25 protein-coding genes and 1 tRNA gene are annotated in these 26421 nt (G+C 66.7%); 8 read left to right on the forward strand and 18 right to left on the reverse strand.

What is annotated here, in order from left to right:
- Positions 1-4: 4 nt before the first annotated feature.
- On the reverse strand, positions 5-373 hold the full coding sequence (locus HTUR_RS04285; RefSeq protein ID WP_012942074.1) for a HalOD1 output domain-containing protein: 369 nt from the start codon (positions 371-373) through the stop codon (positions 5-7).
- A 144-nt stretch (positions 374-517) separates the two neighbouring features.
- Positions 518-2062, reverse strand: coding sequence for a thermosome subunit alpha (gene thsA, locus HTUR_RS04290; protein ID WP_049941602.1), 1545 nt, complete (start codon positions 2060-2062; stop codon positions 518-520).
- A 298-nt stretch (positions 2063-2360) separates the two neighbouring features.
- Here thsA and HTUR_RS04295 point away from each other — a divergent pair, with 298 nt between their 5' ends.
- Both HTUR_RS04295 and HTUR_RS28410 read left to right on the forward strand, forming a co-directional pair.
- Positions 2361-3188 carry an amidohydrolase family protein gene (locus tag HTUR_RS04295; RefSeq protein WP_012942076.1) on the forward strand — a complete coding sequence of 276 codons (828 nt, stop codon included), beginning with the start codon at positions 2361-2363 and terminating at the stop codon, positions 3186-3188.
- A 409-nt stretch (positions 3189-3597) separates the two neighbouring features.
- The gene (locus HTUR_RS28410) at positions 3598-3726 is read left to right on the forward strand and encodes a hypothetical protein (RefSeq protein WP_012942078.1); all 129 of its coding nucleotides are present in this window, start codon (positions 3598-3600) and stop codon (positions 3724-3726) included.
- A 101-nt stretch (positions 3727-3827) separates the two neighbouring features.
- Here HTUR_RS28410 and HTUR_RS04300 read toward each other — a convergent pair whose 3' ends face one another.
- Genes HTUR_RS04300 through HTUR_RS04315 form a run of 5 tightly spaced genes read right to left on the reverse strand, consistent with a single transcriptional unit; the run spans position 3828 to position 6063 of the window.
- Entirely contained in the window at positions 3828-4604 is a 777-nt protein-coding gene (locus tag HTUR_RS04300) for a proteasome assembly chaperone family protein (RefSeq protein ID WP_012942079.1), read from the reverse strand.
- A gap of 6 nt (positions 4605-4610) precedes the next feature.
- A complete protein-coding gene (locus HTUR_RS25425) occupies positions 4611-4790 on the reverse strand; it encodes an RNA-protein complex protein Nop10 (RefSeq protein ID WP_008896252.1) in 180 nt (59 codons plus the stop codon).
- A gap of 15 nt (positions 4791-4805) precedes the next feature.
- Positions 4806-5606 carry a translation initiation factor IF-2 subunit alpha gene (locus HTUR_RS04305; protein WP_012942080.1) on the reverse strand — a complete coding sequence of 267 codons (801 nt, stop codon included), beginning with the start codon at positions 5604-5606 and terminating at the stop codon, positions 4806-4808.
- Positions 5603-5776, reverse strand: a complete 174-nt coding sequence (locus HTUR_RS04310) for a 30S ribosomal protein S27e (RefSeq protein ID WP_012942081.1) — start codon at positions 5774-5776, stop codon at positions 5603-5605. Before HTUR_RS04310 ends, HTUR_RS04305 begins: the two co-directional genes overlap by 4 nt.
- A gap of 5 nt (positions 5777-5781) precedes the next feature.
- The gene (locus HTUR_RS04315; RefSeq protein ID WP_006429374.1) at positions 5782-6063 is read right to left on the reverse strand and encodes a 50S ribosomal protein L44e; all 282 of its coding nucleotides are present in this window, start codon (positions 6061-6063) and stop codon (positions 5782-5784) included.
- Between the two features lie 178 nt (positions 6064-6241).
- Here HTUR_RS04315 and HTUR_RS04320 point away from each other — a divergent pair, with 178 nt between their 5' ends.
- The 6 genes from HTUR_RS04320 to HTUR_RS04345 all read left to right on the forward strand — a co-directional run bounded on the left by HTUR_RS04320 (position 6242) and on the right by HTUR_RS04345 (position 13879).
- On the forward strand, positions 6242-9475 hold the full coding sequence (locus HTUR_RS04320) for a nitric-oxide reductase large subunit (protein ID WP_012942082.1): 3234 nt from the start codon (positions 6242-6244) through the stop codon (positions 9473-9475).
- Between the two features lie 152 nt (positions 9476-9627).
- A complete protein-coding gene (locus HTUR_RS04325; RefSeq protein ID WP_012942083.1) occupies positions 9628-9894 on the forward strand; it encodes an HAH_0734 family protein in 267 nt (88 codons plus the stop codon).
- Positions 9895-10096: 202 nt separating this feature from the next.
- Positions 10097-10543, forward strand: a complete 447-nt coding sequence (locus HTUR_RS04330) for a GtrA family protein (RefSeq protein ID WP_012942084.1) — start codon at positions 10097-10099, stop codon at positions 10541-10543.
- A 66-nt stretch (positions 10544-10609) separates the two neighbouring features.
- Positions 10610-10684, forward strand: a tRNA-Met gene (locus HTUR_RS04335).
- A gap of 547 nt (positions 10685-11231) precedes the next feature.
- Entirely contained in the window at positions 11232-12911 is a 1680-nt protein-coding gene (locus HTUR_RS04340; protein ID WP_012942085.1) for an ABC transporter substrate-binding protein, read from the forward strand.
- Complete coding sequence (locus HTUR_RS04345; protein WP_012942086.1) at positions 12911-13879, forward strand: phosphatase PAP2 family protein; 969 nt, start codon at positions 12911-12913, stop codon at positions 13877-13879. Before HTUR_RS04340 ends, HTUR_RS04345 begins: the two co-directional genes overlap by 1 nt.
- Before the next feature lie 52 nt (positions 13880-13931).
- Here the strand turns inward: HTUR_RS04345 and HTUR_RS04350 are convergent, their stop codons facing one another.
- From HTUR_RS04350 to HTUR_RS04400, 11 genes are all read right to left on the reverse strand, one after another.
- Positions 13932-14462, reverse strand: coding sequence for a hypothetical protein (locus HTUR_RS04350; protein ID WP_012942087.1), 531 nt, complete (start codon positions 14460-14462; stop codon positions 13932-13934).
- On the reverse strand, positions 14459-15769 hold the full coding sequence (locus tag HTUR_RS04355; RefSeq protein ID WP_012942088.1) for an ABC transporter ATP-binding protein: 1311 nt from the start codon (positions 15767-15769) through the stop codon (positions 14459-14461). The genes HTUR_RS04350 and HTUR_RS04355 overlap by 4 nt, the downstream gene beginning before the upstream one ends.
- Complete coding sequence (locus HTUR_RS04360) at positions 15766-16833, reverse strand: ABC transporter ATP-binding protein (protein ID WP_012942089.1); 1068 nt, start codon at positions 16831-16833, stop codon at positions 15766-15768. The genes HTUR_RS04355 and HTUR_RS04360 overlap by 4 nt, the downstream gene beginning before the upstream one ends.
- Before the next feature lies 1 nt (position 16834).
- Positions 16835-17905: an ABC transporter permease gene (locus HTUR_RS04365; protein WP_012942090.1), complete on the reverse strand. Its 1071-nt coding sequence runs from the start codon at positions 17903-17905 to the stop codon at positions 16835-16837.
- A 10-nt stretch (positions 17906-17915) separates the two neighbouring features.
- Positions 17916-18869 carry an ABC transporter permease gene (locus HTUR_RS04370; protein ID WP_012942091.1) on the reverse strand — a complete coding sequence of 318 codons (954 nt, stop codon included), beginning with the start codon at positions 18867-18869 and terminating at the stop codon, positions 17916-17918.
- Positions 18870-18893: 24 nt separating this feature from the next.
- Positions 18894-20537 (reverse strand): ABC transporter substrate-binding protein, encoded by a 1644-nt coding sequence (locus HTUR_RS04375; protein WP_012942092.1) that lies wholly within the window; start codon positions 20535-20537, stop codon positions 18894-18896.
- A gap of 120 nt (positions 20538-20657) precedes the next feature.
- Positions 20658-21227 (reverse strand): hypoxanthine/guanine phosphoribosyltransferase, encoded by a 570-nt coding sequence (gene hpt, locus HTUR_RS04380; protein WP_012942093.1) that lies wholly within the window; start codon positions 21225-21227, stop codon positions 20658-20660.
- A gap of 101 nt (positions 21228-21328) precedes the next feature.
- The gene (locus HTUR_RS04385) at positions 21329-21976 is read right to left on the reverse strand and encodes a DUF7344 domain-containing protein (RefSeq protein WP_012942094.1); all 648 of its coding nucleotides are present in this window, start codon (positions 21974-21976) and stop codon (positions 21329-21331) included.
- Between the two features lie 195 nt (positions 21977-22171).
- Positions 22172-23377 carry a bifunctional phosphopantothenoylcysteine decarboxylase/phosphopantothenate--cysteine ligase CoaBC gene (gene coaBC / locus HTUR_RS04390; RefSeq protein ID WP_012942095.1) on the reverse strand — a complete coding sequence of 402 codons (1206 nt, stop codon included), beginning with the start codon at positions 23375-23377 and terminating at the stop codon, positions 22172-22174.
- 54 nt (positions 23378-23431) lie between these two features.
- Positions 23432-24166, reverse strand: coding sequence for a competence/damage-inducible protein A (locus tag HTUR_RS04395; protein WP_012942096.1), 735 nt, complete (start codon positions 24164-24166; stop codon positions 23432-23434).
- 51 nt (positions 24167-24217) lie between these two features.
- Entirely contained in the window at positions 24218-26380 is a 2163-nt protein-coding gene (locus HTUR_RS04400) for an IucA/IucC family protein (protein ID WP_012942097.1), read from the reverse strand.
- Between the last annotated feature and the right edge of the window lie 41 nt (positions 26381-26421).

Below are 26421 nucleotides of genomic sequence, written 5' to 3' on the forward strand. Positions count from 1 at the left end.
GCGGTCAGCCGTCGATCGGTCGAACGCGTTGGCTCGCGGGTTCGACCACGATCTCGCCGCTCGAGCGCACCGTTACCGTGTGCGCAGCATAGGAAAACGTGACCGTGCCGACGGCCGTCCCCGCAGCGCGTCGCCAGCGGCCGACGAGCGCGTCCAGCGCGTCCGGATCGACGGCGTCCGAGAGCGCCTCGAGTTCGTCGGGTTCGACCTCGAGTATCGACGCGACGGCGATGACGACGGCCGTACTCGCCGGTTCGTAGGCGTCGTCGTCACACCACGCGTGATAGGTTCCCCGATCCTCGTCGGCGTAGATCGTGTGACCGCCAACGTCGTCGATCGGCGTCAGGGTCGCCCTCGGATCGGTTCGTGACATAATACCGCTAACTAACGAACGCTGACGCTTAACAGTGGTGGCCGATCGGCGGACTGCACGCTACCGGTCGAAAACGAACCGGACGAACCGCGACCGAAAAACCGCAGAAACGGAACTGGGCCGAGCGACGGTGTGGCGGGCGCGTTATTCGGCGGCGATGACGTCGTCGATGCGGGCGATCATCGTCGCGGCCTCGGTGGCGCTCTCGATGGCCTCGCGCTTGACGTCGGCCGGATCGATGACGCCGTAGTCGAACGGATCGTCGATCGTGACCTCCTCGCCGCTAGTGATCAGGCCGGCTCGCCCCGTCGAGTCGTGGGCGGAGCGGAGATCGACGAGCGCGTCGATGGGGTCTCGGCCGGTGTTGGCTGCCAGCGTGCGCGGGACGATGTCCAGCGCGTCGGCGAAGGCGTTGACGGCCAGCTGCTTGCGGCCTTCGATGCCGGCGGCTTCCTCGCGGATCTTGTCCGCGATGGCGATCTCGGTCGCGCCGGCGCCGGGGACGACCTCTCCGGAGGCCAGCGCGGTCGCGACGACGTCGAGCGCGTCGCCGATGGCGCGCTCGAGTTCGTCGACGACGTGTTCGGTGCCACCGCGGACGAAGACGGTGACCGTCTCGGCCGCTGCGCCGCCCTCGACGAACGCGAGGTCGTCGTCGCCGTAGTTCTCGGCGCTGATGCGGTCGGCCTGACCGAAGTCGGTTTCCTCGAGGTCGTCGAGGGCGCCGACGCGGGTGGCGCCGGTCGCGGAGACGATGTCCTTGGCGTCGCTGTCGCCGATGCCCTCGAAGACAAGCACGCCCTCGCTGGCGAGATAGGAAGCGACGCGGTCGTCGACGTCCTCGGTCGTGAAGACGACGTCGGCGCCGCTCTCGGCGACGGTCTCGGCGTAGCCGCGGACCTCGCTCTCCTCGGCGTCGATGGCGGTGTTGAGCTGGTCGATCGAGTCGATCGAGTACTCCGCGTCGATCTCGCCGGTGCGGACGCCGAGCTCGACGTCGAGGACGGCGAGCGACGCGTCCTCGACCTCGCCGGGCATGCCGTCGTGGGCGGGCTCCTCGTCGATGACGATCCCCGGGACGAGCTCTGTCGCGTTCGAGGAGGCGCCGATCTGGGTGTGGACGGTGACGTTGTCGCGGGCGACGCCGTCCTCGAGTTCGACGTGACGGATCGCTTCGACGACCGTCTCGGCCAGCGACTCGGCGGTGAGACCGCCGGTGCCCTTGCCGGTCATGCTCGATTCGGCGACCTGCTTGAGCACCTCGTCGTCGACGACCTCTTCGCTGACCTGTTCCGAGATCGCCTCGAGGGCGATCTCGCTGGCCTCGTGGTAGCCCTCGACGATCGTCGTCGCATGGACGTCCTGTTCGATGAGGTCCTCGGCCTCACCGAGCAGGTTGCCAGCGATCACAGCCGCGGTCGTCGTCCCGTCGCCGACCTCCTCCTCCTGGGAGTCGGCGACCTCGACGATCATCTGGGCCGCGGGGTGCTCGATGTCCATCTCGTTGAGAATCGTCGCACCGTCGTTGGTGATGACGACCTCGCCGCTGGAGTCGACGAGCATCTTGTCCATCCCGCGGGGGCCCAGTGTCGTGCGTACCGACTCGGCGACGGCCTTGCCGGCCATGATGTTCGACGACTGGGCGTCGCGGCCCTGCGTTCGCTGACTATCCTCGCTCATAATGAACATAGGCTGTCCGCCCATGCGTCGCTGTTGTGCCATAGTTGAATCCTCACTACCTATGTCGTCAGCACTTCTATATAAAAGTTTCCCACTCGTCACCGCTCCCTCTGGCGATTGCGAGAATGAGAACGTCACTCATTGTACCCGATGTTCCCCGGTTTCGTCCCGTGAACCGCGGACTCCGGTGTCAGCGTCGGCGTGTCAGTCGCGGTCGAGCGTACCGAGACGTGACCCCCCACCGCCGATGCCGACCGCTCCGCGGGCCGGTAGGGAAATATTGGTTCGGTGGAAAGAGCCGGCAGGAATGCTCGAGCTGGAACACGGGTTTCGCATCGTCGACGTCTACGCGCGGCTCTCGCCCGGCGATACCGGTCCGCGCGTCGACGGTCGCTCGGTCACGCCCGATCAGCTCGAGCGGGAGATGCACCAGTCGGGGATCACGAAATCAGTCGTTTTCCCGCCCGTGCGCTCGGACCGGCGCTACCTCGCCCCGAACAACGGCGTCGCCCGCCGCAGCGTCGATCGTCCGTTCGTCGCCTTCGCGCGGATCAACGGCACGCGGCGGCCGACGGCGTCGGCGACCGATCGGCTGCGCAACGCGGTCCGGAGCCGCGACGACCACCACACGTCGCCGGCGGATATCGAGCGCTACGCCTACGACGACCGGTTCCACGGGTTCGTCCTCGATCCCGGAGTCGACGAGTACCCCGACGAGGATGTCCTCGCGGCCCTCGAGGCCGTCGGCCTCCCCGTCATCGTCCGCGGTGGCACCGACGCCACTCCCGAAACCCTCGCGTCAACCCTGCTCGAGCGCTCGTTTCCCGTCGTCGTCGCCCACTTCGGCGGCCACCCGCTCGACCGGTCGCTCATGCACGACCTGATCGACCTGCTCGAGGAGTACGACGACTGCTATCTGGAGACGTCCTTCGTCCGCTACCGCGACCCCCTCGAGCGCGCCCTGCTCGAACACCCCGATCGGGTCCTGTTCGGCAGCGGCGCGCCCGCCTGCCACCCCGACGTCGCCGTCATGGAGATTCTCACGCTCGACGTCTCCGAGGACAAGCTGTGGCGCGTCTTCTCGAAGAACGCCTGCCGAGTCGTCGACGCGCTCGCACCGGCCAGCGACGCGTGACCGGATTCAACACCTATCACTTCGTTGTTGCTTGGGCGAAAGGCTCATGTTTCAACGGACGAAGATATTTTCGATCTCGCATGGCGGAGTACGCGGCCGAGCGATGCGCCGACTGTAACGGGAAGCAAAAGCGACGCGCGGACGGCTCGATCTGGTGTCCGAACTGCGCGCTGTTTCGACCGACGCCGCTGAAGCCGTGAGCTGGAACCCGTCCGTCCGACGGTGACCGCTCGTCAAAGTCGCTGCCGACGCCGCGGGTCGGCTACGGATTCGTCTGCGCGCGCCCCGGTTTCGCTCCCGTCGCTACGCCGTCTCGAGTCGAGCCGCGGCGGACACAGCGCACGAATCGAACGCTGAGTCGATGCGGACGTTCTTGCCGCGGGGGACTCGAGATAGCTGTACTGAAGAGATGGCCTCGAGATCTGCGACGCGCGGTTCGGCACGCCCCATTTCACCGGTTATCGGCGTCGGCCTCGCCGTCGCGATCACGCTGGCGGCAGCGATCGCCGTCGGCTTCCTCGCCGTGGTCGTGGTCTGAGAAGACGGCGGCCGCTGTGTACTGTTCTGCAACTACGGCGACACGCGTTCCGCCGGCCCGTCCAGAAAACTCGTCGAAAAGAACGTGAGTCGGCGGCCCGCTCAGCCGATGTACCGGAGGTCGTCGTCCGTCGGCACGTCCATCTGCTGTTGTTGCTGTTGCTGTTCCATCTCTTGGATCTTGCCGATGACTTCCTCCATCTCGTCGGCCCGCTCGTCTAAGGACTCGTACTCGAGGTCGAAGCCGAGGGTTTCCTCGAGGACCTCGAGGACCGCGCGGGCGCTCTTGGGGTCGACCAGATAGCCGCTGGTCTCGCCCATCAGACACGCCCCGTCGAACCCGCGGCGGCCGCCGAGGCCGAGCAGGAGTCCGGAGACGCCGACGATCCCGCCGGCGGGTTCGTCCTCGCGGAACTCGACGCCGACCTCCTCTAACTCCTCGAGCAGGGACTCGTCGCTGACGGCACCGACGACGGCGTACTCCTCGATGAGTTCGCCGGTCGGGACGCCGCCCAGCGCGTAGACCTCGCTCGCGCCGAACTCCTCGGCGATATCCAGAAAGGCGTCGGTCAGCACGTAGTGGCCGTCGTTGGTCTGGGCCTGATGGTCCCCGGTCAACAGTAACAGATCGCGGCCGTCGGGGACGGTGACGGCGTGAATTTCGGCGCACGTGAGGTCCGCGACGCCGTCTTCGACGCTCACCTGCGGCGGGAACTCCTGGGAGTAGACCCGGCGCACGAGCGTGCTGTCGGCCTCGAGCTCCTCGAGCAGATGCTCGACGGCGAGGCTTCCGACGTGTCCCACACCCGGCAGCCCCTCGACGAGGACGGGGTCGTCCAGTTCGACCTCGGCGACTGCGTCGATCTCGAGTTCGTCCATACCGTATCAGCGACGGCGACGTTTAAGAGCGCGTCGGTACTCGCCGTACGGATCGTTCGGATCGAACGGCGCTGGCGCGCTGTTTTCCGCGTCGGCGCCGCAGTCTGGACAGGAGTCAGAGAGGGTATACACCGGGCGGTCGTGTGCGTCGCGCCACGCCGAACACACCCGGATGTCTGATTTCATGGGTTATCGAGTCGATTACTCGTCGTCGGTGCGACGCTCGCGGTGATACTCGCCCGAACCGCCTTCGGACTCGATCGCTCGGACCGCGCGCTGAGCGCTCTCCTCGAGCTGGCTCTCGGCGGTCTTGTAGTTGGGCGCCTGCACCTCGATGCGGTACTCTGGCGCGCCGACGTAGCTGACCTCGAGGTCGACTTCCTCGGGCACTTCGCCGTTGCCTTCGGCGGCCTCGAGCGCGGTTCGGATGCCGTCGACGCCGCTCGGCGACGGGTTCTCGAGGTCGACGTAGCCGGTGACGTTGACGTACGGCACCGAGACGTTCTCGCGGGCCGTGTCGACGATCGACTCGATCTCGTCGTCGGAGAGATCGGTGTCCTCGAGGGCCTCCTCGCCGTGGATCGCGGCCTGCTTGAAGCCGTCGTAGAGGCTTCCGTGGGCGCCGATCAGCTCGTTTGCGATTGCGGTGTAGCTCTCGTCGTCGACGTCCTCGCCCAGCGCGATACCCATCCAGTTGTCGGCTTTCTGCTCGTTTTTCCACTCCTGGATCTTATCCGAGCGCTGGTGGTCGTTGACGTCTTTCAGCGAGAGATCGATCTGCTGGGATTCCTCGTCGATCTCGAGGACCTTGCAGACGACGATCTGGCCCTCGCGGACGTGATCGCGGACGTTCTTGATCCACCCCGAGGCGACCTCGGAGATGTGGATCAGGCCGCGCTTGTCCCGGTACTCCTCGAGATCGACGAAGACGCCGAAGTCCTCGATTTCGTCGATCTTCCCGACGACGAGTTCGCCGGGGTCGGGCCAGCCGCTGTACTTCATCGTGACTCGACTGTTTCGACGATCTCGTGTTCGATCTCGGCTTTGCCGCCGGTCGGTCGCACGAGCGTCGTGCCGCAGACGGCACACGCGACCTCCGAGGAGGCTTTGCCGAAGACGGTCTGTTCGTTCTCGCAGTCACCGCATCGAACGCTGTAGAAATTTCCTGCCATTGGAATCACTCCTGGAACTCGAGTCGGCCGGTGCGCCATCCCTCGCGGAGGTGGGCCTTGCCGCACTCGCTGCAGCGGTATTTGAGGTCGGTCTTCTTGGTAGGCTTTTCGCCGACCGGCACCTTCGAGAAGCGACCGGAGTTACCGATGCTCGAGGTGCTTCGTCGGGTTCGGCGAGCGTCCCACTTGAGACCACTCGAGCGGCCCGTTCGGGACTTTTCGACTTCGTGTTCGTGGTGTTCGTTGCAGTGCGGACAGTACGTATTGAATCGGCGTGGCATCTGCATGGTTATCTCACTTGGCGTGGGCTAAGGCAGCGCTGTTTAAAACCCGTTTGGTTCGTCGCCGTCAGTCGATCGGACGCGGAAACTGTCATCCAGCAATAAGTGACCGGCGACTGACGTGCGTATGCTTACCTCAATGTTTGGAAACAGATAGCACGGTAACAGAGTGTGACAGCACGCGATGAGTCTCAGCACTCTCCTCCCGGATTCCGGCCGTCTCGGGACGGACGGCCGGCGGGAAGCGACCGGTTCCGTGACGAATCGACTCGAGTCGAGCGCCGAAACGGTCGGCGAACTGTCGACGCGGGTTCGCGACGCAGCGAGTCGGCGGGCGACCGACGTCGCCGAGCGCGCCGTCGACGAACTCCTCGAGCGCGCCGTCGATCGAAGCGCGGACGACCTGCTGGCGGCGTCGGAGGTCGGCGGCGGCGGTAACGGCGCCGCTGAGCTCGGATCGGACGACCCGCTCGATCGGGCGCTCGAGAACTTCCTGCGGCGCTACGGCCTCGACGGGGATCGGCTGGACGACCGCACGCTGGACGCGATCCGGACCCGGTTGTCGGTCGCTGGCGCCGACGCGGACGCCGAAGACCTGCTCGAGGAGGTTCTGAGCGATCGATCAACGTCAGGAGCCGAGTCGGCCGACGGGACGGACCTCCCGGCCGACGATCCGTTCGCCGAGGCGTGTTCGCGACTCCGCGCGCGACTGGACGGGACGGCGGAGCGCCCCGTCGACCGCTTGCTCGAGGACCTGCTCGAGCGCGACGCCGTGGTCGTCGGCCACGAACTCGAGCGCGCGCTCACCGAGGAACTGCCGTCGCTCGTGGCAGACCTGGAGGCGGAACTGGCGCAGATGGAGTCGAGCGGTTCGGCGCCCTCGAGAGCGAGAACGCTCGACGCAGGCTCGAACGACGACCCCGACGACGGGCCCGCGGGACGCGGTCGATCGATGAGCGTCCGGTCGGCCGTTACGATGGCCGTCGCGGCGACGACGCTGCTTTCCGATGGTGACGGCGTCGACCCCGCGGTCGGGGAGTTGGCGACGAGCCTGTTGCAGGTCAGCGACGGCGGCGTTCCGATCGAACGCGTCTTTAGCGAGCTGGTCCCGTTACTGGTGCGGTCGGGGGCGGAGCGCGATCGCGGCCTCGACGCGCTCCGTTCGAACTCGGCCGGGTCGCTGGCGCTTGTGGGACTGTTCGTCGCCAACCTCGCCGCGATGACGCTCGGGGCCTACGTCTCCCGGAAGCGGGCGCCGCCGATCCCCAACGAGATCCGCGGCCCGAACGGCGAACCCGTCGTGACCGACGAGCAGGTCCGGACGGGAAAGAAGGCGTTCCAGGCGAACGGGCTCATGAATCAGGGATCGGTCCTGGGCAACGGCTCGTACTTCGGGGTCGATCTGACGGCCGACGCGCTCGAGTCGAAAGCCGAATATATGCGAGAGTACTACGCGCGCCAGCGCGGGAGCGACTCCTTCGAGTCCCTCTCGGAGGGCGACCGGGCGGCCGTCGAACGGCGCGTGGAACGGGAACTCGACGCCGACGCGCCCAAGGACGACGTCGCTCGCTACTCGGCGGCTGAGGTCTACGCTCACCGGCGGCTCCGTGAGGCGTACGTCGACCGCTACTACGGGGGTTCCCCCGAGCGGGGGATTCCACAGGGCTACGTCGACTCGCCCGAGGAGGCCGCCCGGATCGCCGACTTCGCCTGCTGGACGGCGTGGATGGCCCACACCAACCGGCCGGATTCCGACCACTCCTTCACGAACGACTGGCCGTACGTGCCCGGGACCGGGAACCGACCGACCGGACAGGTCGTCGTCTGGAGTACGATCAGCGTCGTCCTACTGATCGCCGGTGGCGGGTTCGGCGTCTGGGCCTACCACTCCTTCGACGTCGCCGAGCCGACGACCGACCTCGTCGACGTTCCCTCGCCCGACTCGGTGTCGGTCACGCCGTCCCAGTACGCCGCGGCGCGGTACGTCCCCGTCGCGGGCGCGCTGTTCGTCGCCCAGGCCCTCGTCGGGGCTTATTTGGCCCACTACTACGTCGAACGCACCGGCTTCTACGGCATCGGCGAGGCGTTAGGGATCGACCTCGTCTCCTTGCTGCCGTTCTCCGTGGGACGCGCCTGGCACGTCAATCTCGGCATCCTCTGGATCACGACGCTGTGGCTCGCGGGCGGACTCTTCTTGCCGGGCCTGTTCACCGAGCGCGACCCGCCCTGGCAGGCCGAGGGCGCGACCGCGCTGCTGGGCGCGCTCGTCGCCATCACGGTCGGCGCGTTCGCCGGCGTCTGGCTCGGTACCCGCGGCGCGTTCGGTTCGCCCGGATCCGGCGACGACGGCGACCTCTGGTGGTGGCTCGGCAGCGAAGGCCTCGAGTACCTCGAGGTCGGCCGCGTCTGGAAGCTGGGCCTGCTCGCCGGGTTCGCCACCTGGACGGGACTGGTGCTCCGCGGCGTTCGCCAGCTGGACGAACCCGCGACGGGACTGGGCCACTTCGTGACCTACGCGGGCGGCTCCATCGCGCTCATGTTCGCCGCGAGCATGCTCTACACGCCCGAGACGAACATGGCGGTGACGGAGTTCTGGCGCTGGTGGGTCGTTCACATGTGGGTCGAGGGCGTCTTCGAGTTCTTCGTCACCGCCGTTATCTCCGCCGCGCTGGTCTCGATGGACCTGATCGAGAAGGCCGACGCCGAGCGGGCCATCCTCTTCGAGGTGTTCGCGATCATGGCCGCCGGTATCGTCGGCGTTTCCCACCACTACTGGTGGGTCGGCCTCCCCGACATCTGGGTGCCGATCGGCACTACGTTCTCGACGCTCGAGTTCGTCCCGCTGGTCTTCGTCCTCTACCGAAGTCTCGGCGAATACCGCTCGCTGCGGGCCCAGGGCGAGGAGTTCCCCTACACGCTGCCGCTCCTGTTCATCCTCGGCTCCTCCGTCTGGAACTTCGTCGGCGGCGGCGTGCTAGGCTTCTTCATCAACCTGCCGCTGATCAACTACTACGAGCACGGGACCTACCTGACCGTCGCTCACGCCCACACCGCGACGTTCGGCGCCTTCGGCCTGCTCGCGCTCGGGCTGGGCACGTACATCCTGCGCGTGGTCACTCCCGAATCGGCGTGGAACCCCGCGTGGTTCCGCGGCGCGTTCTGGCTGACTAATATCGGCCTCACCGTTATGACCGTCGCCTCGCTGCTCCCCGTGGGCTTCCTGCAACTGCAGGCCGCCTATCAGGACGGCTACGCCGCCGCGCGCAGCCTCGAGTTCTACGAACAGGACCACGTCCAGACGCTGCTGTGGGCGCGGACGCTCGGCGACACGCCGATGATCCTCGGCGCGCTCGCCTTCACCGCGGCGTCGGTACGCCACCTCTGGGACGCCCGAAAGCGGCGACTCGAGGCGGCGTAGCCCCGATCTGAACGACGGATATCGCAGACTCGAGGCACGTCCGAAGCGGGTCGACGGTTCGGCGTCCCCCGCTCTCGATATCGAGTTGCTCGAGAACGCGACTAACGCCGAAAGACAGAAGGCTTAATCCACTCTCGCGAGAAGTCGCCGACATGAAGCAGCTCATCATCCACGGCGATCCCGGGATCCGGAAGGGGGCCATCGTCGACTACGACGGGACGGAACTGATCTGCTTCGGGATCAACCGCAACGGCGAGTGGCACGGTCCCGAGGAGGTCCAGCTGTGGTGTACCGTCGGCACCGAAGACGAGTACGAGGACTACGAGAAGCGCAACTACACGCCTCACTTCCTCGACGTCGACCGCGTCGACGCCGAAGACGTCGACGTCATCCGGGCGAAGGCCGACCTCGCGATCTGAACGCGCCCGCCGATCCGGCGCTGGCGCCGACGTCTCTCCGAATTCTTTTGTGTGCGCGGTCGATACTGTCGCGACCACGGACAGATGCGTCGCGTCCCCGATCCCCAGGGATCGAAACTCCGAAACCGATGCTCCGGGCAATGATCGACAGAGCCGTGTTCACCGACCGAGATCGCCGGCCGAGCCGCCGCCGGAGTTCACGATGAGCGATTCGTTCGCGGAGGCCGTTCGGACCCGGTTTCGCGCGTTGCTCTCGACGGCGCGGTTTAGCCAGTTCGCCGGCGTCGGGATCGTCGGCGCGACGGTCGATATCGTCGGCCTCGCGCTGCTGGTCGACGTGTTCGACCTCTGGTATCTGGGGGCGAAGACGATCTCGTGGGAGCTGTCGATCGTGGTTATCTTCGCGATCAACGAACACTGGACGTTCGCCACCTACGGCGACATGACGCCTCGAGCGCTGGCGCGGCGATTCCTGCGTTCGAACGCGGTGCGGTTCGCCGGCTTCCTGGTCACGTTGACGGTGTACGGCGTGCTAGTCGATCGGTTCGGCGTCTGGTATCTGACGGCGAACGTCGTCGGGATCGCGGTCGGCTTCTTCGTCAACTACACCTGCGAGAGTCTCTACACGTGGAAAGTCCATCACGACTGACGGTAGAAACCCCCATACGGCACCCGAATCATAACCCTTAACTAGTGCACTCGGGTATGATATGGTAGCGGGATGGGATAGCCAGGAGATTCCGGCGGGCTCATAACCCGCAGACCGGTAGTTCAAATCTACCTCCCGCTACTTTTCAGGGATTCAACGACGAACGACGAGCGAAGCAAGGAGTGAGTTCTGACTCTCTGAAAATACGCCGAGTAGATTTGAAGTAGACGACGAGGGAGCGACGCGACTGACGTCGGCGTGGTTCAAATCTACCTCCCGCTATGTTTTGGCGCGAACAAACTCGTGAGCGCCATCCATAGCACGGTGGTCGTTTGAGTGAGAGTGTCGGCGTAGTTCGAATCACTCTCTGACCGAATCCGCACCGGCCATCGATAGCATGCGATTCGTTTAACCGCCGGGCGTCCGAATAAAGGAAGGGTAAGAACAAGAACGCGATTCGACCGTCCGTACCGCGCTCGTGACGGCACATCGTACCGCTCGCTCCGGTGTTCGTCTTATACGACGGTAAATATCACGGCACCGGTTCGCAAAATTGTTATATTTGAAACGCAGACTCAACTAGTAGCCCTGGATGACCCTCCCGTCGGATCGGTCTGACGACCGAGTAAGTAGACGTGCCGTGCTCGCCGCTGGAAGTACTGGGATTGCCGGTTCCGTAGCCGGCTGTATGGACCGTATTCAGCGGCTCATCACCGGTGCGGCCAGCGATCAACTCTCGATAACTATCCTCACGCTGCCCACTGATAACGACCGACAGGCGATTCAGATCGCCCGCCAGCTCGAGAAGAACCTCAACGCGGTTGGTATCAACGTCCGGATCGAACCCCGCGCCAACGCCGAGTTGCTGCAGACGGTCTTGCTCGAGCACGACTTCGATTGTTACATCAGCAGCCACCCGGGCGGCTACGACCCCGACTTTCTGTACGAGACGTTTCACTCGAAGTTCGCCCCCGAATCCGGCTGGCAGAACCCCTACGGGTTCGTAGATACCGAGATCGACGAGGTACTCGAGCGACAGCGCTCGACAACGGGGTCGGAACGAAAGGACGCCGTCGGCGAAGCGCTCGACCGACTGGCGCAAACGCACCCGATCGTGCCCATCTGCATTCCCGACGAGCGGCGACTCGTCAGAACGGATCGGTTCGACGGCTGGAACGACCACCACCTCGGGACCCAACTCGGCTACCTCGGTCTCGAGCCCGACGAGGACGACTTCGAGGACGAGGTGGTCCTGAACGCGGTGATCACCGACTCGAGCCCGTCGAGAAACCTCAACCCGCTTGCGGCGCCGTACCGCTACCGGGGCCCGTTCATCGATCTCCTCTATGATTCGATTGCGACCGAAGACAACGGGGAACTCCGGCCGTGGCTCGCCGAGTCCTTGGAGTGGGACGGCTCGACCGCGACGGTCACGCTCCGATCGAACTGTCGGTTCCACGACGGCGAGCCGGTGTCCGCCGACGACGTCAAATTCACGTACGAATTTCTGGACGACACGTCACTCGGCGTCCGCGACGGACAGTCTCCGGCGCCGAGATACCGCGGACTGGGCGACGCCGTTGAATCGGTGACGGCCGTCGACGATCTGACCCTCCGGATGCGATTCGGGACGAGCGACGAAGTCGGCAAACTGGCCTTTACGGTCCCGATTCTCCCGAAACACATCTGGAAGACGGCGGTCGAAGACCGCCTCGAAAACGGCGCCGAGCCCATCCAGGGGACGTGGGATATCGTGACCACCGACGAGATCTCGCCGATCGGCAGCGGTCCGTACGCACTCGCCGAGCGGGAGCCACGGTCGCACATTCGATTCGAGCGCTTCGGCGATCATTTCACCAGTCGCGAGTACGTCGACCTGCCGGAACCCCGCGTCGACGAACTCGTCTTTCACGTCGAGCCGAACAGTAGCGCGGCCATCGAACAACTCGAGGCGGGGAACGCCGATGTGACGGCCTCCAGTCTCGGAGCGGAAACGGTCGGGGACGCTCCGTCCGGCCTCGAACTCGTCGAGTCCAAGTCGTGGTCGTTCTATCACATCGGGTTCAACGTCCGGAACTCGCCGTTCAGCAACCTCCACTTCCGACGAAACGTCGCGCGATTGATCGACAGGGAATCGCTCGTGGCGGACGTCTTCAACGGGCAGGCGAGCCCGTCCGTCACACCGGTTACGGAGGAGTGGGTACCGGACGACCTCGAGTGGGACGGTGCCGCACCATACGCGCCCTTTTTCCGTGATGAAACGAACAGTGGGGATACGGGAGAACTGGACGTCGAACGGGCGAAGCGATCCTTCGAACGGCACGGATTTCAGTACGACGAAGAGGGAGAATACATCGTGAGGTCCTGATGCTCGCCGAGTTACTGACGCAGGTAGCGGTCGTCATCGCCGTCCTACTCGTCGGGTTCGTCCCCCTGTGTATCGGCCGACGCCGGCTGCGGGCGACCCGCCGCGAGTGGCGGGACCGAATGCGAGAGTCCGCCCCCGTCGCGAGCGTGGTGCTCGTCGTGTTACTCGCGAACCGATTCACTCGACAGCATCTTCCCGATCTCTCCTGGGCGATCGACTGGAACCTGACGCCGACGTTTTACGCCATCGAGGGAGAGGCGATCATCTGGTTCCAACAGTTCGCCAGCCCGACGGTGACGCAGTACTTTTCGTTCGTCTACATCTACGGCTACGTCTTCATTCTGATCTTCCCCGTGATCGCGTACTTCGCGCTGTCGGATACGCGCCCGCTCCGGGAGCTGCTGTCCGCATACGCGCTGAACTACCTGCTCGGACTGTTCCTCTACCTCCTGGTGATCGCGTACGGGCCGCGAAACATCATGCCCACCGAGATCGGGACCGTGCTGTACGATTTCCGACCGCAGTATCAGTACCTGACGGGGGAGGTCAACCACAACACCAACGTCTTCCCGTCGTTGCACACCTCGCTGTCAGCGACGATCGCGATCTTCGCCTACCGAACGAGAGAGGAGTACCCGATCTGGTTCGCCGTTGCGGTCCCGCTGGCGGCGAGTATCGTGATCTCGACGATGTATCTGGGGATTCACTGGGCGATCGACGTCGTCGCGGGCATCCTGCTCGCGGCCTTTACGGTGTACGCCGCCGACCGTCTCGTCGGCCGCTGGTCGCTCTCGGAGGACTTCGGCATCGAGGTAGACGAGTACGCGGCCCGAATCCGGCGGGTCGCCGGAACGAGCGCACCGACCGATCCCTCCCCGTCCGCCGAGGACGACGAGTACGGCGAGACCGACGGGACCGACGTCGAGAGCCCCTCGAGCGACGAGCCGTCGACGAGTCGCCGGTCGTAACGGGACGCGATCGACGCCCGCGCGAATCCGAGCGGTCGTTCGCGCTCGAGGCTCACTCCCGGATTTCGATCTCGGTCGCGGCGACGAGGCCGCGGTCGGCCGCGTCGTCTCGATTGACTCGCGCTGTGAGCGTGTAGCAACCGGGATCGACGGGTGCCCACTCGTTCTCGGCGATCCGGATGCGCTGGGGCCACTCGCGGCTGAATCGCTTGCGCTCGCCGCGGGCGAAGGAAAACGCGTCGGGACGGTCGGGTACCGGACGCTCGAGCCGCGAGGCGGCCGTCGCTCCGTCGACGGCCCAGACCCACCGCTCGGGGGAGTCGGTCCGCAGCCGGATCGGAAACGGGAGCCGATTGCGGAACTCGACGCGGACGGCGACGGGGTCGCCGCGCTCGTAGACGTCGCGGTCGGTCGCGATCGAGACCGCGACGGCCCGCGTGCGGAGCGCGACGGGCACGAACGCGTGGCTGAACGCGTCCCAGTTGATCGTGCGGCCAGTCTCGTCCGCGCTCGACGCGGGCGCGAACGGATCGTCCGCGTCCCGTTCGAGCGCGTTCGAGTCGTCGACTCGTTTTCGCGTCATCGGTGTGGTGTCTCCGTCTCGGGGTCGTCCGGCAGGTGGTCCGCGTACGCGTCGTCGAACCGGTGACAGGCGATCGAACGGTCGCCGTCGCCGCCGTCGACCGGCTCGAGTCGCGGCCGATCGGTCTCGCACGGCGTCGCGAAGGCCGAGGCGAGTCGCGCCCGCCCGTCGGCGATATCGCCGGCCGCGATGGCCTCGAGTGCGTCCGCGAGGACGCGGTCGGCGTCGTCGTCCCGAAGTTCGGTCGGGATGTCGAACGCGTCGCGGATCGCGGCGGGAACGTCCTCATCGGCCACCGAGGTAGCGAGTACCGACTCGAGGCCGTCTTCGGCGTCGGCGAGTCGTCTCCGCAAGCGGAGGATCCCCCGAATCGCGTCGGACTCGAGGTCGTACTCGGCGGGCGGGAGCACCGACGGACAGCGCGTGTGGAACCGGCAGCCCGACGGACAGTCGCCCGGGGAGGGGACGGCGCCCTCGAGGACGATCCGGTCGCCCTCCCAGCGTGGATCGGGTTCGGGGATCGCCGAGCGCAGCGCCGCCGTGTAGGGGTGTGACGGGTCGTCGAAGACCGCCTCGGTCGGGCCGACGTCGACGATCTTCCCGAGGTACATCACGGCGACTCGGTCCGCGACGTGCGCGACGATCGAGAGGTCGTGAGCGATGAAGAGATAGGCGAGTCCGAACTCGTCTTGCAGGTCGGCCAGCAGGTTGCAGAGCTGGGCCTGGACCGAGACGTCCAGCGACGACACCGGTTCGTCGCAGACGACGAGTTCCGGTTCGACGGCCAGCGCGCGGGCGATGGCGATTCGCTGTTGCTGGCCGCCGGAGAACTCGTGAGGGTACCGCTCAGCGTGGCCTGGCGCGAGCCCGACGGTCTCGAGCAGGTTGCGGACGCGGGCGTCGCGCTCCGACGGCGGGACGACGTCGTGCACTTCGAGGGGTTCGCCGATGGTGTCGCCGACGGTCAACCGCGGGTTCAGGCTCGCGCCGGGGTTCTGCGGGACGTACTGGACGTCCGTCCGCACCGCTCGGAGTTCGGATCGGGAGCAGGCGGTCAGGTCGGTGCCGCGGTAGGACACCGTGCCGGCGGTCGGCTCGGTGAGCCGAAGCAGCGAGCGGGCCAGCGAACTCTTGCCGCAGCCGCTCTCTCCGACCAGTCCGAGCGTCTCCCCCTCGCGGATCTCGAGATCGACGCCGTCGACGGCCCTGATCGTGCGTTCGTTGCCCAGCAGTCGGTCGAGGACGCCGTCGGCCGTCACGTACTCCTTCTCGAGGCCCTCGACGCGGAGCAGCGGTTCGTTGCTCACTCGGACTCACCCCCGTCTCCGTCCTCGCCCCTGACGACGACATCGTAGTCCAGCCCGTCCTCGAGGACGCCGGTGTACTCGTGGCAGGCCGCGAGGTGGGCGTCGGGGGCCGCTTCGAGCGGCGTCGCGGCCGTCCCGGTCTCCGCGTCGACGAGCGGCGGGTCCCGGGTCGCACAGCAGGACTCGGCGTACGGACAGCGCGGGTGGAACCGACAGCCCGTCGGGGGATCGACGAGGTCGGGCGCGCTGCCGGGGATCGTCGCCAGTCGGTCGCGGTCGTCACCGAAGCGGGGGATCGACGCCATCAGCCCGACCGTGTAGGGGTGTTTGGGATCGTAGTAGAGGTCGTCGACGGTCGCACGCTCGACGATCTGGCCGGCGTACATGACCAGCACGCGATCGCAGCGTTCGGCGACGACGCCGAGGTCGTGGGAGACGAACTGGATCGCCGTCTCGAACTCCGCGGCGAGCTCCTCGAGCAACTCGAGAATCTGCGCTTCGATCGTGACGTCGAGCGCCGTCGTCGGCTCGTCGCAGACGAGCAGGTCGGGCTCGCAGGACAGCGCCATCGCGATGACGATCCGCTGTTGCTGGCCGCCGGAGAACTCGTGGGGGTAGTCCGCGTAGCGGCGCTCGGCGTCGGGAATGCCGACACGCTCCAGGAGTTCGACCGTCCGTCGGCGGGCTCGCTCGTCGGTGACGTCCCTGTGGGCGCGGATCGCCTCGGCGATCTGTTCGCCGACGGAGTAGACGGGGTTGAGCGCCGTCTCGGGGTCCTGAAACACCATCGCGATCTCGTCGCCGCGGAGCGATCGCAGCTCCGAATCGGAGCACTCCAAGATGTTCCGGTCTCGAAAGCGGATCTCGCCGCCGACGATCTCGCCGGGCTCGTCGATCAGCCCCAGCAGGGCGAGGCTGGCGACGGTCTTGCCGGCGCCGCTCTCGCCGACGACGGCGAGGCGTTCGCCGCGTTCGATCTCGTAGCTGATCCCGTCGACCGCGCGGACCACGCCGTCTTCGGTGTAAAACTGGACGACGAGGTCCTCGACTTCGAGCAGCGCCACGCTACCGGCGCCTCCGTTCGGCGGTCTCGCCTCGCGGATCGAGGGCGTCGTTGATCCCGTCGCCGACGAGGTTGATTGCCATCACGAACAGGAAGATCGCCAGCCCGGGGAAGACGGTGCGGTGCCAGTGGCCGCCGGCGATCGAATCGCGGCCGTCCGCGAGCATCGACCCCCACTCGGCGGTGCTCGGCTCGAGGCCGAGGCCCAGGAATCCCAGCGCCGCGGCCGTCAGGACGACCGTCCCGACGTTCAGCGTCGCCTGGACGATGACGGGGGCGACGGCGTTCGGAAGGACGTGTCTGGCGATGACGGTTCGATCCGGCGTCCCGAGGGCCCTCGCGGCGGTGACGTACTCGCGTTCTTTCACCGAGAGGACCTCGCCGCGCAACAGGCGAGCGTAGCCGATCCAGCCGGTCAGCGCGAGCGCGGCGACGATATTCCAGTAGCCGCGGCCGACGACCGCGACGACGGCGATCGCGAGCACCAGGAACGGGAACGCGTAGAGGGTGTCGACGACCCGCATGACGAGTTCGTCGACCCAGCCGCCGAAGTAGCCGGCGATCGCGCCCAGCGGAACCCCGACGACGAGCGCGAGCGCGACGGCGACGACCCCGATGCTGAGGCTGAACCGCCCGCCGACGAGGACCCGAGAGAACAGGTCCCGGCCCGCCCAGTCGGTCCCGAAGGGGTGGGCCACCGACGGCCCGGCGTTGGGCGGCCCGACGTACATCTCGGCGGGATCGTACGGCGCCAGCGAGAACGGCTGGACCGTGATCGTGTACTCGGCCGTCGAGAACGCGATCGGTCGGGCGAAGACCGCGACGATCGAGAGCACCGCGATGATCGCGAGGCCGAGCATCGCTGTCCGATTCGATCGAAATCGACTCCAAGCATCTTCGAACCGGCCTCGAGACAGGGGCGCGGCGTCGACTGCCCGGCCGTCAGTCGCTCGACCGTCGACCCAGGGATCGACGGCGGCGTCGTCGCGGTCGGCCGCGACCGCCTCGTCGAACCCCTCGATGCGAATCCGGCCGCGCTCGGTCGTCGATCGATCTCGTGTCTCTCGGGTCATCGGTCGTATCTCACCGTTCGTCTCTGATCCGCGGGTCGAGTACGGCGTAGGCGATATCGACGAGCAGGTTCGCGACGACGACCGAGACGGCGATGACCAGCACCGTCGCCTGGACGGTCGGGAAGTCGCGCTGTCCGATGGCGCCGACCAGGAGCCGCCCCATGCCGGGCCAGGAGAACACCTGCTCGACGACGACCGCGCCGTCGACGAGGAGGGTCAACTGGAGGCCGGCGACGGTGACGACGGCGATCAGGGAGTTGCGCAGGACGTGTTTGCAGATCACCGTCCGCTCGCGCAGCCCCTTCGCGCGGGCCGTCCGGACGTACGGCGCGTTCAGTTCCCGGAGCATCGACGAGCGCAGCAGGCGCGCGACGAGCGCGGCCGAGGCCGTCCCGAGCGTGATCGTCGGTAGGACCAGAAACCACAGCGTCTCGAGGCTCAAAAGCGGCGCGTCGGGCGGAATAACCCGGAACCAGCCGAGGTGAACGCCGAAGACGAACAGGAGGACCAGCCCCAGCCAGAAGTTCGGCGTCGCGATGCCGGCCAGCGCCGCGATGCGGCTGACCTCGTCGGCGGGTTCGCCCCGCTTGACGGCCGAAACGACGCCGACGGGAATCCCAATCAGGAGCGAACAGAGCCACGCCGCGCCCCCGAGTACGAACGTGTAGGGCAACCGATCGGCGATCGTCGCCCCGACGTCGCGACCCGTGATCGGCGACCGGCCGAACTCGAGGACGAGCGCGTCGCGCAGCCAGAACAGATACTGCTCCCAGACCGGGCGATCGAGGTTGTACTCGGCTTCCAGGGATTCCCTGACGGCCGGGTCGACCTCCCGAAAGCCGAGGACGGCGTCGATCGGATCCCCCGGCGTCAAGTGGAGCAAGGAAAACGTCAGGGCCGTCACACCCAGCAGTACCGGAACCGAAACCAGCACCCGCTTTAGGACGTAGTTGGCCAGCGTCATTTAGAGCCGAGTTGCGAGCGGTGGTTAGCTGAAGTACTCCTCGACGATTCGCGCTTCGAACTCTGGACCGACGAAGGTCTCGTGGGTCGGCGAGATCGGCGTGTAGGCCACGGTGCCGGCGCCGTGGAACACGTCCTCGATGATCCGCTCGCGCGGGATGAGTTGGCCGATCCCGCGCCGAACCTTCGGATTGGAAAACGGCTCGCGGTAGCTCGGATAGCCGAGGAAGTCGACGGCGGCGCCGGTCGTTCGGTCGACGACGAACGCGTCGTCGGCTTCGAACGTCTCGAGGCTCTCGTTCGGGAGCCCCGTGGTCAGGTGAATATCGCCCGCCTCGAGGGCGCCGCGCCGGGCCGACGATTCGGTGACGATCCGCATCGTCACGGTCTCGATCGGCGGCGTCTCGGGGACGCCGTTGCTCCCGTCGTGCCAGTGGTCCTCGTTGGCGACCAGCCGCCAGAGGGTGGCGGGCTCGTGTTCCTCGAACGCGTACGGGCCGGTTCCGACCGGTCGCTCGGTGATGTCGTGCGTGCCGTCCGCGACGGCCTTCGGGAGGATCGGCACCTGCGCGATCGCCGTTTCCAGCGGCCCGTACGGCCGCCGGAGGGAAATTTCGATCTCGTGGTCGCCGAGGATCTCTGCGCTCTCGTACCAGTTGTACACGTCCTGCTCGCTCGGCGACCCCTCGTATCGCTCGAGGGTCGCACGGACGTCCGCGGCGGTAAACGGCTCGCCGGTGTGAAATTGGACGCCCTCTCGCAGGTCGAACCGCCAGGTCGTCTCGTCGATCCGGTGCCAGTCGGTCGCGAGCAGCGGCCGAGCGCTCCCGTCGAAGTCGATCTCGAGGAGCTGTTCGTAGAGCAGGCCGGTGGCCATATACGAGACGTCGTCGGCCGCCCGGACCGGATCGTAGCTGTCGATCTTCGTCCCTGCGTCGCCGACGAGCTCGGTCTCGTCGGTGGTGAGCTCCGTGTACACGCCGAGCGTCGGCGCGTAGATCGACTTGTACTCATCGCCGGGGACCGGATACGTCCGGAATCCGTCGATCGCGTCGGCTCGGTAGGTGACGATCTCTTCGGGCGCGCGAACGAACGACAGCGGCGATTCCTTGACGAGGAGTTCCTGCAACTCCTCGTAGATCGCGACGCGCTCGTCGCCGTCGACGGTCGCAACGCCTTCGTCGATGAGCTCGTCGACCCGCTCGTTCTCGTAGTGGTTGATGTTGAGGCCGGTCGGAGCGAAACTGTCGGAGTGAAAGCCAGGATAGACGTACTGATGCGGATCCCAGCCGCCGATAAACCCCAGACAGACGAGCGCGTTCTCCTCGTTGGCGGCCATGTTGTTGACCAGATCGATGTAGGACGTCCACTCGAGGGTCTCGAACTCGACGTCGAACAGATCGGTGCCGTCCAGTTCGTGCTGGACCAACTGCGCCCACCGCTTTCGCCCCTCGGTCTCGGCGTTCGAGTAAATCGTCGTCTCGACGGGCGGTTCGACGCCCGCCTCCTGAAAGCCCTCGAAGATGAGTCTCTCGGGGTCGCTATCGAGGTCGATCCCGATATCGGTGCTGATACAGCCGGCCGCACCGGCCATGCCGAACCCCCCAAGTCCGGCGAGCACCGATCGACGAGGGATTCGGTCAGAATCACCCTCACCAGTGTGTGCCATTGGTGACGGATAGCCAGTCCGCTACTATATTCCTTGTTACCGAGCGCTCTGCTGCCGATTCAGTAACTACTGGTGATAGCCGACGGTCCGAGAACGACTCCCTCGTCGAGTGCGCGACGCCTACGAGTCGCCGTCCTCGTCGACGATGACGACCTCCCCGTCGACGACGTCGACGTTGATCAGCGTCTTGACGTCGTGGCCGGCGTCCGCGGCCTTGTTCTCGCCACCGACCTTCTTGATGACCGCGACCGTGTCGATGACCTCGGCGCCGATCTCGTCGAGGGCGTCGAGGACGGCTGCGAGCGTGCCGCCCGTCGAGAGGACGTCGTCGAGCACGAGCACCTTCTCGCCCTCGCGGACGTCGTTGATGTACATCTCGTTCTCCGAGTAGCCGGTCTGCTGGGAGATGGCGACCTCGTCGTCGAGACCGTACTCGCGCTTCCGGATGACGGTCAGCGGGATGTCGGTCATCAGCGAGACCGCGGTCGAGATGTGGATCCCCATCGCGGCGGGCGTGACGATCCGATCGACGTCCTCGAGTTTCGCTTTCCGAATGATTCGGATGACGATCTCCCGGAGCAGGCCGGGGTCGAGTTTCGGGACGCCGTCGCTGATCGGGTGGACGAAGTAGTGATAACCGTTTTTCTCGATGATCGGCGCCTCGAGAAGCGACCGCTTTAACTGATCCATGTCGTGGGTCGGACGGTAGCGGAGTAAAAGTTGACGATCCACTCGAGCCGTGTGTCGGACCCCCACCGCGGGTCGGCGCGCCGGCGGATCGAGGGCGAGCGCTACTTGTCGCTCGTGTAACTGAGTTCGGGCGGCTGGTCGCCGTGGCCGAGTCGCATATTCCGTTCGTGGTAGATGTGTGCCGCCGCCGCCAGCGTGACCGTCACGGCGATGATCCCGGCCCACGTCAGATCGGAGAGCATCGTTAGCGGATAGATCTCGAGCCACAGCGCGGCCACCAGGGCGGAACTGATCGCCCCGAGCGAGAGGTACAGCTCTCGCCAGGCGAACTCGCGACCGGGGACGATCTCCAGGTAGACGCTGATGTCCCGGGTTCGGTCGGTCGCCTCGATGACGCCCGCGTCGGAGTCGAACAGGAGGATACCGGACTCGTCCATCTTCGGAAGATGGGTCTGCTGAAGTGTCGTGTAGACACGTTTGCGCTGTTCGGGCGTCACCTTCTCGGGGATCGTGTCGTACTCCCAGGCGGCGACCTGCTGGGCGAGATCGCCGAGTTCGACGGGGCGACCGTCCTGTTTCAGATACTGGAGGACGTAGCGTCGCCGCTGGTTTCGCAGCACTTCGAAGATTTCGCCCTTCGAAAGCGGGCCGCCGTCGTCGGCTTCCGCCGTTCCGTCAGTGTCATCCGGTCCATCGGTACCGCCCGTGTCGTCGGTTTCTTCGGGTCGTCGTCGCTGTTGTTGGGCCACGCTGAGTCACCTCACGCTGCCAACTGAGTTCCGCTCGGACCCGTCGGGGGCGACGAAATCCCATCCCGAACTCGAACCACTAATTAAGACTGTTCGCATAGCTGTTACGTCGTCGCACGAACGCCTCATATATAATTCTCTTGCCCCCGCTCGGCTGCGATTTCGGAAACCCCAATTCAGTTACAACAAGTTGTTTCAGACGATCGCCGCGATCGAGTCGGCGATCTCGCCGCCCAGTCCCGCCTTCGTCCCCTCGTAGCGAGCGGCGTCGGCGTCGTGGACCAGCAGCGCCGCGGTCCGATCCGACCCCATTACGCTCGCGTCGTTAGCGACGACGAAGGCCAGCCCAGCGCGCTCGAGGGTCTCGCGGGCCTGCTCGATCATCGCCGTCTCGTCGCCCGAGGTCTCGGTCTTGAAGCCGACGATCGGCAGGTCGGGTCTCGCCTCGCGGATCTCGTCGATGAGCTTCGGCGTCGGCTCGAGGTCGAGCGAGCGCTCCTGACCCGAGCGGATCTTCTCGTCGCTGCCCTCGACGGTGTAGTCGCCGATCGCGGCCGCCGAGACCAGCGCGTCGGCGTCCGCACAGACCTCGCGAGTCGCCGTGAGCATCTCGCTCGCGCTCTCGACGTGTCGGACAGTGGCGTAGGGGAGGTTCCCGTCGCCGTCGGTCTCGGGCGGTCCGTCGCCGTCCCCGATCGGCCGCGGGCCGACGACGCCGTGGACCAGTGTCACCTCGGCGCCGCGAGCGTAGCAGGCCCTCGCGACCGCGCGTCCCATCTTCCCCGACGAGCGATTCGTGATCACGCGCACGGGATCGATCGCCTCGGCGGTCGCGCCGCTGGTGACGACGACGCGCTCGCCCTCGAGCGACCGCTCGCCGGCCGCGCGCGCGACGTCGCAGACGATCGCCTCCTCGCTGGCGATCTTGGCCTTCCCCTCCTCTATGCGCGGATCGACGAAGTCGACGCCCCAGGCCGCGACGGTGTCGATGGCCTCGAGGACGCCGGGGTGGTCGTACATCGGTTCGTGCATCGCGGGGGCGATCACGACCGGCGTATCCGCACCGAGCGCGGTCGTCGCGCAGGTCGTCACGGGCGTGTCGTCGACCGCGCCGGCGATCTTGCCGACCGTGTTCGCCGTCGTTGGTGCGATCAGGAACACGTCGGCCCAGCCGTCGTTGCCGCAGAGCTCGACGTGCTCGACGCTGCCGGTGATCTCGGTGACGACCTCGTTGTCCGTCGCGAACTCCACGGCCCAGGGATGGATGATTCCCTGTGCGCTGCCGGTCATGACGCCGCGCACCTCGGCCCCCTGCCGTCGCAACTCGTGGGCCAGTTCGACCGTCTTGACGGCCGCGATCGACCCCGTCACCCCGAGCGCGACGTTGACTCCCTCGAGCATTCGTCCGCTATTCTCTCTCGAAGTGTGTTAAGCGTAGCGAGGCGGTTCCGGGAGCTACGCTTCCGGGACGAGGTCGAGCCGGTCGGCGAGCCACTCGAGGGTCCGATCGACGGTCTCGGGATCGGTACCGGTCACCTTCAACCGGTTTCGCCGCTCCGTGTCCGGATAGCTGCCGATCGTCACGTCGAAGCGCTCGCGAGCGTCGGCGATCGCGTCGACGACCGACGCCTCCGGCTGCGGCGTGTAGACGGTCCTCGAGACGGCGTCGCCGCTAAATTCCCCAGCGACCCGCTCGAACAGCGCTTTCAGCTCCGCGGGCACGCCCGGGAAGGCGTACACGTTCTCGAGGACGCAGCCGGGGCAGAGCCCCTCCGGATTCAGCAGCGGTCGGCTCCCGACGGGTAGCGCCGCCCAGGCGTCGACGTCGAAGTCGATCGCCTCGGGCGTGACCGACTCGGGGTCGAGGTCCCGGTACTCCGCGACGGTCTCGAGGACGTCCCGGCGGACGGACTCGTCGACGACGAGCTCGCGGTCGAACGCGTCCGCGAGGGAATCGGCGGTGACGTCGTCGTGAGTACCGCCGAGCCCGCCGGTCACGATCACGGCGTCGAGAGCGTCCGTCCACTCCCGGATCGTCGCCGCGATGCGGTCGCGATCGTCGGGGAGGGTGAGAATTCGATCGACGGTCGCGCCGCGATCGGTCAACCGGTTCGCGAGCCACTTCGCGTTCGTATTCGCGATGTCGCCGGCGAGCACTTCGTCGCCGACGGTGAGAATGGCGACATCCATCGAGCGAATCGACGCGGAGAACGGCAAAAAGGGTGGCGTCGAGTCGGTTCGCTACCGGTCGGACGGAGAGAGGGGATTCGACACCTCGCTCGTGACGTACTCGTGGCGTTTGCCCCGTAGTCGCATCGCCGTCAGCGCCTTGTGCGTCGCCGGCTCGTCGAACAGCGCGCGTTCGTCGCGCCGGATGCGATCCTCCGGAACGTCCCCGTCGGCGCGAAGCTCCGCGAACGCTCGGTCGCACTGGTCGCGAATCCGCGTCCAGCACGCGCGCTCGTCGACGCCGAGTTCGTGACAGACCGTCGCGACCAGTTCGGCGAGGTGGTTCTGGAAGAGCGCGTAGTACAGTTTCCGGTGAAGGTCCGCCTCGCCGTCGGCCTCGAGGTCCGAATCCGGATACGGCTCGAGCGAGAGTCCGCGGGTCTCGAGCCGTCGGCCGTGAACCCGAATTCCGCCGAGGTCCCGGACCAGCGTCGCCGTCGGGGTCGCGTCCGCGGCGTCGAAGACGACCAGGCTGTTCTGGAGGTGGCTCTCGAGAGCGATGCCGTACGCGGTACACAGCCGCAACTGGTCGGGGACGACGACCGCAGCGTAGCGCTCGAGGAATTCGAGGGCGGCGTCCGACCGGTCCGATCGGCCCCGCGCCGTCGCGTACCGCTCGATCAGGTCGCAGACGAGGGGACGGTTCGTGGCCGGCGAGTCGGCGACGAGACTCGAGGCGACGACAGGTATCGCGTCGTCCGGGCCGTTCCGGACGAGCGGGTGCGCTGCGGGATTCGTTCGCAGCAGTCCCGACAGGTGCCGAGCGTCGTCGTACGCCTCGCCGCACGGCCGGGGGCCGCCGGGCGCGTGGTAGCAGGTCGCCGCGGGTTCGGCCAGCAGCCCCAGCGACTCGAAGGACTCCCGCTCCGCGATCGTCGTCACGATGGCGGTAACTCGCGGCCCGTTGGCCACGGCCTGGGGCGACAGCGTCCGCACGACGTTGGTCGTCTGGACGGGAATCGCGAGTTTGAGATGCGGCAGCGGCCCGTCGACGTGGAACGTTCGGTCGGTGTCGTACGGAACCACCGTGCGGAGATTCAGCTGCGGCGTCGCCGGGTGTGCGTAGTCGGGAATCGGAACGACGCGACCGTCGTCGATTCGGCCGGCGTAGCGGTCCGGAACTGTCCGGTGATACTGGAGGGGGTGGACGGGAACGACGGCGTACGCGTCGGGGTCGCGGCCCGTCGGCAGCGCTCGCTCGAGGGCGCCCTCGAGGCCGTCGAACATCGCGGACAAGCGGTCGGTGAGCTGTTTGCCGTCGTCCCCGTCTTCGTTCTCGTTCCCGCCGTCCGCGTGCTCCCCGGCGCGCGTCTCGAGGGCGTACTCCCGATCGACGGCGACGAACCGGAGATCGATCCGGTCGGTGAACTCGGGCGCGTAGGCCAGCCCCTCCGCCGGGGTCATTCCGCGTCGGATCTTGCCGCTCGGATGGAACGGATGGCCGTCGGTGACGATCCGCTCGAACGCGGCGGCGTCGTCGGCCGCCGGAATGCCGTCCGCGACGGCCTTGAGGGGCGATTCGCTCGTGCCGCCACCGTCGTAGTCGACCCGTCTCCCGTGAACGGTCCCCGCCAGCCGCGCGAGCGCGAGGTTGGCGACGCTCTCGGCCACTTCCCCGCGGATCCGCTCGGCCTGCTCGGGGTCGCTGAACGCGCCCTCGCACTCGAGGATCGGAACGAGGTCGACCGGATGCGCCAGTTCCGTACTTTCATCCTCGGACCAGCGGAGGACCGGCCCGGTCAACCGGAACCGATCATAGCCGTGTCGGGCCGCGATCGGGACGACGAGCGCGCTCCCGGAGGCCAGACACGGAACGATGCTGAGTTTCCGACACGTCTCGGGGACCGCACCGCGGACGTCCTCGACGATCGCTCGCAGAGTGGCTCCCTCGAGCGGGTCGCGGGGCGTCGATACGAGGTGCTCTCGCGGAGCGGCCGACTCGAGATCGACGAATCGGGCGGCGCGGACGCCGTCCGGATCGCCGCGGAGCACCCCGCGTGCGAACCGATGGAGAATCTCGCGGCGAGCGTCCTCGAGGGCCTCGAGGTAGGCCGCCTCGACAGGCCTCGAGAGATCGTGCTGTCGGGCGTAGTCGACCGCGGCGCCGAACGCCGCTCGGTCGGCGCCCGTACGAAGGGTGACGCGATCATGCGGCCCGCGGTTCGTCCCAGTCATAATGAATGGCGACGAACCGAGGTTCCACGCACGCGGGGTTA

This window comes from Haloterrigena turkmenica DSM 5511, assembly GCF_000025325.1.
In the GTDB taxonomy this organism is placed as follows: Archaea; Halobacteriota; Halobacteria; order Halobacteriales; family Natrialbaceae; genus Haloterrigena; species Haloterrigena turkmenica.

Bases quoted from the DNA above. Each gene is read 5' to 3' on its own strand.
- HTUR_RS04285 (WP_012942074.1), bottom strand. From the start codon at position 373: ATGTCACGAACCGATCCGAGGGCGACCCTGACGCCGATCGACGACGTT.
- thsA (WP_049941602.1), bottom strand. From the start codon at position 2,062: ATGTTCATTATGAGCGAGGATAGTCAGCGAACGCAGGGCCGCGACGCC.
- HTUR_RS04295 (WP_012942076.1), top strand. From the start codon at position 2,361: ATGCTCGAGCTGGAACACGGGTTTCGCATCGTCGACGTCTACGCGCGG.
- HTUR_RS28410 (WP_012942078.1), top strand. From the start codon at position 3,598: ATGGCCTCGAGATCTGCGACGCGCGGTTCGGCACGCCCCATTTCACCG.
- HTUR_RS04300 (WP_012942079.1), bottom strand. From the start codon at position 4,604: ATGGACGAACTCGAGATCGACGCAGTCGCCGAGGTCGAACTGGACGAC.
- HTUR_RS25425 (WP_008896252.1), bottom strand. From the start codon at position 4,790: ATGAAATCAGACATCCGGGTGTGTTCGGCGTGGCGCGACGCACACGAC.
- HTUR_RS04305 (WP_012942080.1), bottom strand. From the start codon at position 5,606: ATGAAGTACAGCGGCTGGCCCGACCCCGGCGAACTCGTCGTCGGGAAG.
- HTUR_RS04310 (WP_012942081.1), bottom strand. From the start codon at position 5,776: ATGGCAGGAAATTTCTACAGCGTTCGATGCGGTGACTGCGAGAACGAA.
- HTUR_RS04315 (WP_006429374.1), bottom strand. From the start codon at position 6,063: ATGCAGATGCCACGCCGATTCAATACGTACTGTCCGCACTGCAACGAA.
- HTUR_RS04320 (WP_012942082.1), top strand. From the start codon at position 6,242: ATGAGTCTCAGCACTCTCCTCCCGGATTCCGGCCGTCTCGGGACGGAC.
- HTUR_RS04325 (WP_012942083.1), top strand. From the start codon at position 9,628: ATGAAGCAGCTCATCATCCACGGCGATCCCGGGATCCGGAAGGGGGCC.
- HTUR_RS04330 (WP_012942084.1), top strand. From the start codon at position 10,097: ATGAGCGATTCGTTCGCGGAGGCCGTTCGGACCCGGTTTCGCGCGTTG.
- HTUR_RS04340 (WP_012942085.1), top strand. From the start codon at position 11,232: ATGGACCGTATTCAGCGGCTCATCACCGGTGCGGCCAGCGATCAACTC.
- HTUR_RS04345 (WP_012942086.1), top strand. From the start codon at position 12,911: ATGCTCGCCGAGTTACTGACGCAGGTAGCGGTCGTCATCGCCGTCCTA.
- HTUR_RS04350 (WP_012942087.1), bottom strand. From the start codon at position 14,462: ATGACGCGAAAACGAGTCGACGACTCGAACGCGCTCGAACGGGACGCG.
- HTUR_RS04365 (WP_012942090.1), bottom strand. From the start codon at position 17,905: ATGACCCGAGAGACACGAGATCGATCGACGACCGAGCGCGGCCGGATT.
- HTUR_RS04370 (WP_012942091.1), bottom strand. From the start codon at position 18,869: ATGACGCTGGCCAACTACGTCCTAAAGCGGGTGCTGGTTTCGGTTCCG.
- HTUR_RS04375 (WP_012942092.1), bottom strand. From the start codon at position 20,537: ATGGCACACACTGGTGAGGGTGATTCTGACCGAATCCCTCGTCGATCG.
- hpt (WP_012942093.1), bottom strand. From the start codon at position 21,227: ATGGATCAGTTAAAGCGGTCGCTTCTCGAGGCGCCGATCATCGAGAAA.
- coaBC (WP_012942095.1), bottom strand. From the start codon at position 23,377: ATGCTCGAGGGAGTCAACGTCGCGCTCGGGGTGACGGGGTCGATCGCG.
- HTUR_RS04395 (WP_012942096.1), bottom strand. From the start codon at position 24,166: ATGGATGTCGCCATTCTCACCGTCGGCGACGAAGTGCTCGCCGGCGAC.
- HTUR_RS04400 (WP_012942097.1), bottom strand. From the start codon at position 26,380: ATGACTGGGACGAACCGCGGGCCGCATGATCGCGTCACCCTTCGTACG.